This window comes from Pseudomonas sp. PA-4-8C, from assembly GCF_021606625.1.
Classification (GTDB): Bacteria; Pseudomonadota; Gammaproteobacteria; order Pseudomonadales; family Pseudomonadaceae; genus Aquipseudomonas; species Aquipseudomonas lactis.
Genome location: NZ_WKCD01000208.1, coordinates 1 through 10,058, shown reverse-complemented (window position 1 = coordinate 10,058; position 10,058 = coordinate 1). Strand labels below are relative to the sequence as shown.

12 protein-coding genes and 1 pseudogene are annotated in these 10,058 nt (G+C 58.2%); 4 read left to right on the top strand and 9 right to left on the bottom strand.

The genetic code is table 11. From position 1 onward, the window contains the following. The 7 genes and pseudogenes from GIW04_RS22730 to GIW04_RS22700 all read right to left on the bottom strand — a co-directional run. Positions 1-403 (bottom strand): annotated as a pseudogene (locus GIW04_RS22730) (hypothetical protein); the annotation flags it as partial. A gap of 177 nt (positions 404-580) precedes the next feature. Beyond that, complete coding sequence (gene flgE / locus GIW04_RS22725) at positions 581-1,891, bottom strand: flagellar hook protein FlgE (RefSeq protein WP_003193569.1); 1,311 nt, start codon at positions 1,889-1,891, stop codon at positions 581-583. Positions 1,892-1,922: 31 nt separating this feature from the next. Next, positions 1,923-2,648: a flagellar hook assembly protein FlgD gene (flgD, locus tag GIW04_RS22720; protein WP_003193570.1), complete on the bottom strand. Its 726-nt coding sequence runs from the start codon at positions 2,646-2,648 to the stop codon at positions 1,923-1,925. A gap of 16 nt (positions 2,649-2,664) precedes the next feature. Beyond that, positions 2,665-3,108, bottom strand: coding sequence for a flagellar basal body rod protein FlgC (flgC, locus tag GIW04_RS22715; protein WP_003193572.1), 444 nt, complete (start codon positions 3,106-3,108; stop codon positions 2,665-2,667). A gap of 3 nt (positions 3,109-3,111) precedes the next feature. Further along, complete coding sequence (gene flgB / locus GIW04_RS22710) at positions 3,112-3,519, bottom strand: flagellar basal body rod protein FlgB (protein ID WP_003193573.1); 408 nt, start codon at positions 3,517-3,519, stop codon at positions 3,112-3,114. Between the two features lie 313 nt (positions 3,520-3,832). Next, positions 3,833-4,660: a protein-glutamate O-methyltransferase CheR gene (gene cheR, locus GIW04_RS22705; protein WP_003193575.1), complete on the bottom strand. Its 828-nt coding sequence runs from the start codon at positions 4,658-4,660 to the stop codon at positions 3,833-3,835. A 42-nt stretch (positions 4,661-4,702) separates the two neighbouring features. Continuing rightward, positions 4,703-5,635 carry a chemotaxis protein CheV gene (locus GIW04_RS22700; protein ID WP_003193578.1) on the bottom strand — a complete coding sequence of 311 codons (933 nt, stop codon included), beginning with the start codon at positions 5,633-5,635 and terminating at the stop codon, positions 4,703-4,705. A gap of 74 nt (positions 5,636-5,709) precedes the next feature. Here GIW04_RS22700 and flgA point away from each other — a divergent pair, with 74 nt between their 5' ends. From flgA to GIW04_RS22680, 4 genes are all read left to right on the top strand, one after another. Then, positions 5,710-6,474 carry a flagellar basal body P-ring formation chaperone FlgA gene (flgA, locus tag GIW04_RS22695; RefSeq protein WP_003193579.1) on the top strand — a complete coding sequence of 255 codons (765 nt, stop codon included), beginning with the start codon at positions 5,710-5,712 and terminating at the stop codon, positions 6,472-6,474. 141 nt (positions 6,475-6,615) lie between these two features. Beyond that, complete coding sequence (gene flgM / locus GIW04_RS22690; RefSeq protein ID WP_003193581.1) at positions 6,616-6,939, top strand: flagellar biosynthesis anti-sigma factor FlgM; 324 nt, start codon at positions 6,616-6,618, stop codon at positions 6,937-6,939. 48 nt (positions 6,940-6,987) lie between these two features. Next, complete coding sequence (locus GIW04_RS22685) at positions 6,988-7,458, top strand: flagellar protein FlgN (RefSeq protein ID WP_003193583.1); 471 nt, start codon at positions 6,988-6,990, stop codon at positions 7,456-7,458. A gap of 96 nt (positions 7,459-7,554) precedes the next feature. Beyond that, positions 7,555-8,304, top strand: a complete 750-nt coding sequence (locus tag GIW04_RS22680) for a flagellar brake protein (protein ID WP_120248482.1) — start codon at positions 7,555-7,557, stop codon at positions 8,302-8,304. Between the two features lie 60 nt (positions 8,305-8,364). On the opposite strand, the gene GIW04_RS22675 is transcribed toward GIW04_RS22680, so the two are convergent. Together GIW04_RS22675 and GIW04_RS22670 are read right to left on the bottom strand one after the other, a co-directional pair. Beyond that, entirely contained in the window at positions 8,365-9,738 is a 1,374-nt protein-coding gene (locus GIW04_RS22675; protein ID WP_120248484.1) for an MFS transporter, read from the bottom strand. A 216-nt stretch (positions 9,739-9,954) separates the two neighbouring features. Further along, the coding region (locus tag GIW04_RS22670; protein WP_156422911.1) for a transposase domain-containing protein at positions 9,955-10,058 on the bottom strand (104 nt) is incomplete at its 5' end.

Genomic DNA, 10,058 nt, shown 5'->3' with positions numbered 1-10,058 from the left:
CGCCACCACCTGGCGACGGGCGAGGAGAAGGCGGCGAAGGTGTGGGTGATGTATCGTCGATTTCCGGAAACCATTGCTTCATCAGACGGCGCAGCATCTCCAGCCAGGAGACGTCCGCCTTCGCCATCAACTCCTGCATGATCTCCTTGAATTTCTCATCACCCAGCTCTTCGCGCTTCTCGTTCAACTTGTCACGAATGTCTTGGACGGTTTGGCTCTTGGATGTTTTCTCGGCATCTCTCAACTCATTGAGCAGTTGCCTCACCGATTCAGCATCAGAGGACTTGCCTCCCCCGGGTTCATCCGACTGACTTTTGCGTCTGTATAGACCGGCGCTGTAGTTATTCAGAACAAACCAATGGCTGCCTGCTGGCACCCCTTCCCACTGCTTGTACATCGCCATACCTCTCTCCCGCTGATCGATGGGCGACAGGCGCCCGTGCCCCGTACGTGGCGCAATGGGCGGTGGGCGTTCCAGCAGTAAGGCGAGGTGAAACAAGCGGTAAACTAGTAACGCGCGCGCACAAAAAAGCCCCTCGATCGAGGGGCCTTTTTGTGTGCGGGTATTAGCGCGGTGGCATCAGGTCATCTGAATGATGGTCTGCATGATGGTGCTTTGGGTGGAGATGGTCTTGGCGTTCGCCTGGTAGTTGCTCTGGGCCTTGATCAGGTCCACCAGCTCGCTGGTCAGGTTGACGTTGGAGTTCTCCAGGGAGTTGGCCACGATCGAACCCAGGGTACCGGCTTGCGGGTTGTCATAACCCGGCTGGCCCGAGGCGAAGGTCTCTTTCCAGGTGGTCGCACCGGCTGGCTGCAGGCCCTGCTCGTTGTTGAAGCTGGCCAGGGAGATCTGGCCGATGGCCTTGCTCTGCTGGTTGCTGAAAGTGGCGAACAGGACCCCGCTGCCGTCGATTTTCAGGCCGGTGATCTGGCCGGTGGCATAGCCATCGGTGACCGGAGGGTTACGGTAGGTGGCCGAGTTGTACTGGGTAATGTTGGCCATGTTGATGGCGATACCACCCGGGTTGGCATCCGCACCGTTAGCCTTCCATACGCCGTCAGTTACCTTTCCGGGAACCCAACCGGCAACGGTGAGGGTCTTGTCGGACACACCATTGGTGACGACGGTAGTCAGATTGCCAGCGCCGTCAAAGGTCAATGTCGACGGCACAGGTGGCGTCGAAGGGGTGCCGGTCGGAGCCGAACCATCGGGGTTGCGACCGTCAATCAGGGTATAGGCATTCCACTTGTTGCCGTCGGTTTTCACCAGGTACTGCACCATCGGGTGCGCGTTACCTTGGGAGTCGTACAAGGTGGTGCTGTACTGGGTAGTGAAGGTTTCGGTCTTGGTTGGATCAAACGGCTTGGCCGTCTGGTCGATCACCGGCTCCGAGGAGTTCAGGTTGCTGGTGGAGTCGACCTTGGTGGACGCCTTGGGCGGCAGGTTCGCCAGATTCAGTTGCAGGTCGACCAAGCCACCCTTGCTGATCTTGCCATTATCGTCCGCGGCATACCCTTGCAGGCGGGAAGTGCCGGTGTTGTTGGTGATGTAGCCGTCCTTGTCCGCACGGAAAGCGCCGCTACGGGTGTACTCCAGCGAACCGTCGCTGCCCTTCTGTACGAAGAAGCCACCGCCCTGGATCGCCATGTCGAGGATGCCGCCGCTGCCGTTGACGTCGCCCTGGGTGAACTGCTGGGACACCGCCGCCAGGTTCACACCATTGCCGATGCTGTTCTGGCCAGTGCCCAGCTTGGAAGCCGCGTAGATATCGGCGAATTCCGCACGGGATGACTTGAAGCCAGTGGTCGCGACGTTGGCGATGTTGTTGCCGGTCACGTCCAGTTGTTTGTTGGCCGCATAGAGGCCGCTAAGGCCGATATTAAAAGACATGTTTCTCTCCCTCTGCCGTATTTAGCCGGCTCTATGTACCGATAGTCTGAATTTGCGACAGCTTGACGCTGCCCATGCCGCCTGCAAGGTTGAGCAGCATTTCGCCGCCGGTCTTGCTCAGGGTCACGCTGGTGACCGTGGCGGGCAGCGAAGTGGTCAAGGCCACTGCGTCGCCTTTGTCGTTCTTGGTGGTGGCATTGAAGGTGTAGGTGCCAGCTGGGGCAACCTCGCCCTTGTCGTTCTTGCCATCCCAGATAAAGCTCTGGGTACCGGCACTCTGGGCGCCCATGTCAACGGTGCGCACCACATTGCCGTCTTTGTCGGTGATCTTGACGGAGACATTGCCCACCGCCGAGGTTACTGCCACCGAACCGGTCATGCTCTTGCTGGTATCCACCATGGCCTTGTCGGTCTGGATGATGATCGAGCGCCCCACCAGCGACGAAGCCTGCAGCGCCTGCGACGAGCTGAAGTTGCTGGAGATGTTGTTCACCGAGTCGTTCAGGGTATTGATGCCTTCCAGGCTGCTGAACTGTGCAAGCTGCGCGACGAACGCGCCGTTGTCCTGGGGCGACAGCGGGTTCTGGTTTTTCAGCTGGGTGACGAGCAGTTGCAGGAACGCATCCTTGCCCAGCGACTGGTTGCCCGTCGCCGTCTTGGAAGCGTCGCTGACGCTGCTGTTGTTCGTCGCAGTCTTGACCTTGGAATTGAAAAGGTCCTGAACCGCCGTGTTGTTTGACGTATCAACGATGGCCATTATTTGGCGCCCCTTATCACTGACCCAGGGTCAGAACCTTCTGCATCATGGTTTTGGCGGTGTTCATCATTTCCGCGTTGGTCTGGAACGAGCGACTGGCAGAGATCATGTCAGCCATTTCCTCGACCACGTTGACGTTGGGGTAGTAGACGTAGCCCTTTTCGTTCGCGGCCGGGTGGTTGGGCTCGTAACGGGCCTCCAGGTTGCTCTGGTCTTCAACCACGCCCAACACCTGCACACCGGAGCCGGCGGCGTCCTGGCTCTGGAACAACGAATCGCTGCCGCTTGCCTGCCCCCCCTGGAACATGGTGGCGAACACCGGGTGGCGGGCGCGATAGGTCTGGTCAATGCTCGAGGAGACGGTTTCGGCGTTGGCGATGTTACTGGCGACGGTGTTCAAACGCGTGGTCTGCGCGCTCATGCCACTGCCGGCAATATTGAAAACACTGGACAGGGACATGGCTTACTCTCCGCGCAGGGCTGACATCAGCCCTTTGAATTTGCTGTTGAGCAGGGTGAAGCTGGCCTGGAAGTTCACCGAGTTTTCGGCGTAGTTCGATTGCTCCAGCTGGGCGTCGACGGTGTTCTGGTCGATCGACGGCTGCATCGGTGTGCGATACAGCAGCGACTCGTCACCCTTGCTCAGGCCTTGCGCTTCAATATGACGGCTGTTGGTCATATTCAAGGCGAAGGTGCCGTTCTTGGTCTTGTCCTGTTGTGCGGCGAGCACAGCGGAGAAGTCCAAGTCCCGAGCCTTGTAGTTCGGGGTGTCGGCGTTGGCAATGTTGTTGGCCAGGACTTCGGCACGCTGGGCGCGGAAGCCCAGGGCTTGTTCGTGGATACCGAGCGCTTTATCGAAGCTGATGCTCATGGCGGAAACCTTTAGGCTGACCTGCTGTTCGTTAGCAGGGTTATAGCAAGGTGCATGCCAATCTTGCGGGAGCCCGTATATCAAGGGCTTCGAGGGAAGTTGCCGGCGACTATGCCAGAAAAGCGGCAAGCGATTTCCGCGTAGTGCCAGTAAAGCGGCAATGGGGCTTGCCGCTTTACTCCAGCTTGCCGAGAAAAAAATGTGGGAGCTGGCTTGCCTGCGATGGCGCAGTACCTGCCGACCTATTCATCGACTGACACACCGCCATCGCGGGCAAGCCCGGCTCCCACAGTTTTTATTGCATACATCCAGACTACTTGGCCTGGTAGATGATCCCAGGGCTGCATTGCACCATCTGGAAGTGATCCGGCAGCCCATTGAGCGCCTCGGAAGCACCGAGGAACAGATAACCTCCGCGCTTGAGGGTGCCGTGGATGCGCAACAGGATGTCTTTCTTCACTTCAGCCGAGAAATAGATCAGCACGTTGCGGCAGAACACCATGTCGAACTTGCCCAGGCTGGCGTAGCTGTCGAGCAGGTTGAACGAGCGAAATTCGACGCGGTTCTTGATCGGCGCCTTGATCGCCCAACGCCCTGCCCCTTTGGGATCGAAGTAGCGTTGCAGGCGTTCCTGGGACAAGCCTCGGCCCAGGGCCAGGCTGTCGTACTCACCGGTCTTGCAGTTGGTGAGCATGGTGCCGGACAAGTCCGTGGCCACAATTTGCGCGCCGGCTTTCAACTGGCCAATGTTGGTTCGCTCGAACTCGTCGATGGACATCGAGATCGAGTACGGCTCCTGCCCCGAAGAACAGGCCGCCGACCAGATACGCAGGCGCTGGCCCGGGCTGGCCTTGATGGCTTCGGGCAACACTTTGTTCTTGAGCACTTCAAAGGGATAGGTATCGCGAAACCATAAGGTTTCGTTGGTGGTCATGGCATCGACCACCATTTCCTTGAGCCCACTGCGCGGCTGACCCTGGATCCGCTGGACCAACTCACCCAGGGATTTGATGCCCTGCTGTTCCATCAGCTTGTTGAGGCGGCTGGATACCAGGTACTGCTTGTTTTCACCGAGCAATATGCCACAGGCTTTTTCCAGGAAGACCCGGAACTGTTCGAAATCCAAATTACCCGTAGACAATGATGCCGCCTCTTAAATCGTGTGACCGCCGGGGGACATCCCCTAGCCGTGATCTGCTGCCTTGATCCGGTCGACTACCCGGGATGCGAGGTCATCAGGACGGAATTTGGCCAGAAAGTCATCCGCACCGACCTTCTTGACCATTGCCTGATTGAATACCCCCGACAACGAAGTATGCAGGATGATATGCAATTTTTGCATGCGTGGATCGTTACGTATCTCGGCCGTGAGCGTGTAGCCATCCATTTCCGGCATCTCGATGTCAGAGATCATCATCAAGAATTCTTCTTCGGGCTTCTTGCCCTCGTCCGCGAGCTTGCGCAGGTAATCCAGGGCTTGGCGCCCGTCATTGAGGGCCACCACCTCCACCCCGACGGTTTGCAGGCAACGTGTGACTTGCTTGCGCGCTACGGAAGAGTCGTCCACGGTCAACACGCGCAGCGAAACCGCCTTGTGTGCCGTTTCGGCATCCACCACACCGACGGAGATGGTTTCCGAGGTGGGGGCCACTTCGGCGAGGATCTTCTCCACGTCGATGATTTCCACCAACTGGTTGTCGACCCGCGTCACCGCCGTCAGGTAGTGATCGCGCCCCGTGCCCTTGGGCGGCGGATGGATCTCTTCCCAGTTCATATTGACGATGCGCTCCACCGAGCGCACCAGGAAACCCTGGGTCTTGGTGTTGTATTCGGTGATGATCACGAAAGGGTTCTGGCGGTCTTGCAAACCCGCGGCCCCCGTGGCCATTGCCAGGTCAAGAATCGGGATGGTCGCGCCACGAATGTTGGCCACGCCACACACTACCGGACTGGACTTGGGCATGATCGTCAATTTGGGACATTGCAGCACTTCACGCACTTTAAACACGTTGATGCCATACAACTGATTGCCATCCAGGCGGAAAAGCAACAACTCCAGGCGATTCTGCCCTACCAGCTGTGTGCGCTGGTTTACTGAATCCATTACACCTGCCATGCCCAGACTCCTAAATCCTAGGGGTACGACGCGTACCCAACACTAAACGGCACGAGCTTTGCTATTTACTGAGTATGGATATTAAAACGACAGTTTCCCGACACCCTGGCCGCTCACGCTACCGCAGACTGCTCTGCGCCGCGCTGGCGCTGCTTGTCTCGGGCCTGGGCGTCACGGCCCGCGCCGACAACGTTACCCTGCCTGATCTACTTATCGGCGTCACCCAAGGCTTTCTTGAGTTCACTGTAGAAGATTATCTGGCGACCACCCAGACGCCGGGGCGTTATGAAATCCAGGTCAACCAGTTGGACCCCCGTTTGCGCATGCCACTGTGCGACAAGGAATTGACAGCCACCCTGGAAAGCCCCGCCCAGCCCATCGGCCGTGTGACCGTAAAGGTGCGCTGTGAGGGCGCCTCGCCCTGGACGGTTTTTGTACCGGCTCAGGTCAAGCTGTTTCGCGACGTGGTGGTCGTGGCGAGACCGTTGAAGCGCACCGGCATCATCGGCTACGACGATGTGGCGTTGCGCGAGCGGGACATCAGCCTGATCAACCAAGGCTACCTGACGTCGCTGGACCAGGCCGTCGGGCAGAAACTCACGCGACCGGTGGTCACCGACCAAGTCCTCACGCTGGTTCATCTGGAACAGGCCGAGGTGATTCGCAAGGGTGACCAGGTGGTGATTTCCGCCAGCAGTGGCGGCCTGAACGTCAGGATGCCGGGAGAGGCGTTGTCCAATGGCGGCATGAGCGAACAGATCCGTGTCAAGAACCTCAACTCCAATCGCGTGATCAAGGCGCGAGTCACCGCGCCAGGTCAGGTCGAGGTGGCGCTATAGATGACTGGAATCAAATGCCAGCTTTTCCTACACTGTGTGCTGGATATTGAGCCGAACAGGTTTATTGTCAATCGAGCCTAAAGTTTGCCCGGGTATGGCCGAAAACATGGCAAGCGTCCAAATACCCAGAGGTTTTTCAACATGGTCATTGATTTCAGTCGTTTGAATAACGCCCCGGCCTTGCCCGGCAATACGCGCACCGGCGGTGCCAAGGACAGCGTAGAAGCCAAGCCGCAGCCCTTGCCTGCCAAAGCAGAGCAGGCCGCCGCCAGCCAGAGTGGGGAATCGGTACACCTGAGCAATGAGGCTCAACAGTTGCAAAAGGTCACTGACTCGCTGCGCGATCAACCCGTCGTCAATAAAGCCCGCGTGGCCGAGTTGAAACAGGCGATCGCCGATGGCAGCTATAAAGTCGACAGCAACCGTGTAGCCAGCAAGCTGCTCAACTTCGAAGCCGAGCGCTAGGCAAAGGCCTGCGCAGGGCTTTTGGACGCTTAAAACCCAAGGCCAGCCATGCACCACGACGAACATTTGCTCCAACTGATCATTGATGATCTGGCGCCGACGCAACAATTGCTCGAGCTGCTTAAGGAAGAATCCCTGGCCTTGTACGGCCGGGATATGCGCTTGCTGGAAGAAATCCTGGCGCGCAAACAATCGCTGATTGTCTTGCTTGAACAGCATGGCAAAAAGCGCAGTGAGATTCTGATCAGCCTGGGTCTGCCTGCCGATCATGATGGCCTGGCACAACTGGCCAGCCACTCTTCAGTTGGCGATCAACTGCTGGCACAAAGCAAAGAACTCAATCATTTGCTTGCCCAGTGCCAGGAAGCCAACCTGCTCAACGGTCAGTCGATCCAGCTTCAGCAAGCCACGACCGCCAATCAGCTGCGCATACTGCACGGCGGAGAGCCTCCGGCCCTTTACAACGCCCAAGGCTCCACCTCACGCCTGGTCAAGCCAAGCACCCGCAGCCAAGCCTGACGCCGGTTTACAGCGTGGCCTATCCAAGGCGCGCTACATACTGGCAAAATGCCGGTTCTTGCGTGTAGTCGTATTTTGCCTGGAGATGGAAGAACCGTGTTCAACGCCCTTAATGCGGAAGATGCACCGCAGCCACCCAAGGTGCTCACCACGCCTCTGGAAATCGCCAGCACGTTGCGGATGCTGCAAGAAAGCCATGACCCACTGATCATCACTTTCCACGAACGCAGCCAGCGCTTCCAGAGCTACCTGGTGGACATCGACCGGGACAGCAAGACGCTGGTACTGGACGAAATGATTCCCCGTGACGGTGAACGCTATCTTGAGAATGGCGAAGCCTTCCGTATCGAAGGTTTCCATGAGGGTGTGCGGGTTGCCTGGGAAAGCAATGGCACGTTGACCATCAGCGAAAAAGGCGGCCACCGCATCTACAGCGGCAGCCTGCCCGGCGAAGTGGTTTACCACCAACGACGCAATGCCTTCCGCGCCGCTCTTAAGCTCGCGCAATTGGTGGACATTCAGTTGGGTGGCGAGAAGCTCAAGGCGCCTATCAGCGGTAAGCTGCTGGATATCTCGGCAACCGGCTGCAAATTGCGCTTTGAAGGCGATATCTCCGAGCGTCTGCAGTTGGGCCAGGTCTATGACCGCTTTATCACTGCCCTGCCCTTCGGCAGCATGACCACCTCTGTGGAACTGCGCTACCTGCACTTCGAAGACAAGATCAACACCACCTTTGCCGGCGTGCGCTTTCACAACATGAGTGGTTTGGTGCAGCGCCAAGTGGAGCGCTTTGTCTACCAATTACAACGTGAAGCTCGGCGCTTCGATAAAGACGACGATCTTTAAGCGTTAGACGCTGAGATAAAAAAACGGGCAGATCCTGATGGGATCTGCCCGTTTTTTCGTTCAGGGGCGTGCCCTGCTTAAGTCATGGGGATGCTCGTCCGGGTCTGGTGGCTCGTGCGACTCTTCGCTCGTCGGCTCCCCGGTTTCAGGGGCGGGCTCTGGATCAGGCACAGTCACTTGCATCTGCTCCTGTACCACCTGCTCATCCACCCGCGGGTCAAGGGCAGCCACCAAGGGCGAACTGGACATGCTGTCGGGCATTGCCACGTGATGCAGCGGTGCGTCGTCGACCTGATGCAGGTTGGTCACAGCCTTGGGTCGAATGCGCCACACCAGGATCAACGCACACAAGCTGAAAAACGCATAGAGCATCTGGCTGCCGAATAGCTTCATCACCACACCTGCCAACAGCGGCCCCACGCTGGCGCCGATCCCGTAGGTCACCAGCAACATGGCCGTCAGTGACACCCGACGATCGCCTTCCACATGGTCGTTGGAAAAGGCCACAGCCAAAGGGTAAAGACAGAACTGCACCAGCGAACAGAAGAAGCCTGCCACGAACAGTACTTCCAACGGTACCTGCGTCATGATTGCCAACGGCAAGGCCGTCACCGCCAGGCACAAGGCAAAGCAGCGAATCAGCAGCGCACGATCATAGCGGTCCGACAACCAGCCCAGCGGCCACTGCACGACCAATCCAGCAAAAATGCAGCTACCCATGAACAGGCCGACTTGCTCAGTTGTCAGGCCCTGCTGAGAGGCGTAGAGCGGTGCCAAGCCGTAGAACGAACCGACGATCAACCCAGCACCCAACACGGTGCTGAGCGACTGCGGCACGCGCTTGATAAAAAAGCGCGGCTCCATCGGGGCCGGGTGCAGTGGAGCCGGGTGAATGCGCCGGGTCATGGCCACCGGGACCAGGCACAGCGCGAAGCACAGCGCCACGAGCATTAACAGCTCAAGCCCCAGATGGGGATGCATGACCAGGATCAACTGGCCCAGTACCAACCCAAGGTAGGACGCAATCATGTAGCCGCTGAACACTACGCCACGCTGCTTGGCATCCGCCTGCTCATTGAGCCAACTCTCGATAACCATGTACTGGCACATCATCCCCAAGCCCACGATCATCCGCAGCACAATCCAGGCTGGCAGCCAATCAACCAAACCGTGACCCAGCACTGCTGCGCCGACGATCCCCGCGCAGGTGGCGTAAGCACGAATATGCCCGACCCGGGCAATCAGGCGGTGCCCGAGCTTGCCGCCCAGCACCAAGCCAAAATAGTTGGCAGCCATCAGCGCACCGACCCACAAGCTGTCGACATTGTCTGCTGCCAGACGCAAAGCCAGATAAGTACTAAGCAGGCCGGAGCCGATCAGCATCATCAAGGAGGCGAAATAAAGGGCTCGAAAAGATTTCCAGATCTGGCGCATCGGCGTTCCGAGCGGCTCCTTGCGGTAAGGGGTAGGGCTATCAGCATGATAGTCCGGGGCAGTTGAATCCGGACAGGCGGCAGAGCCTGTTTACGGGGATTATTTTGTTTCACAGCTCAGACGCCACATGGGTGTCTGTGAGGTACATAACCGTGGAGATAAATACACGGCGCACCACCTGTGAACCTTGATCGTAAGCGTCCAGCCGCCCCACCTTTACTCAGGTTGAGGCGCGAGGGGTAATAGCTCATCGATCCGGCTGTTGGGCCAGCTGGGTAGTTTTTCCAGCGTATCCTTGAGCCAAGCGGCGGGTTCGATGC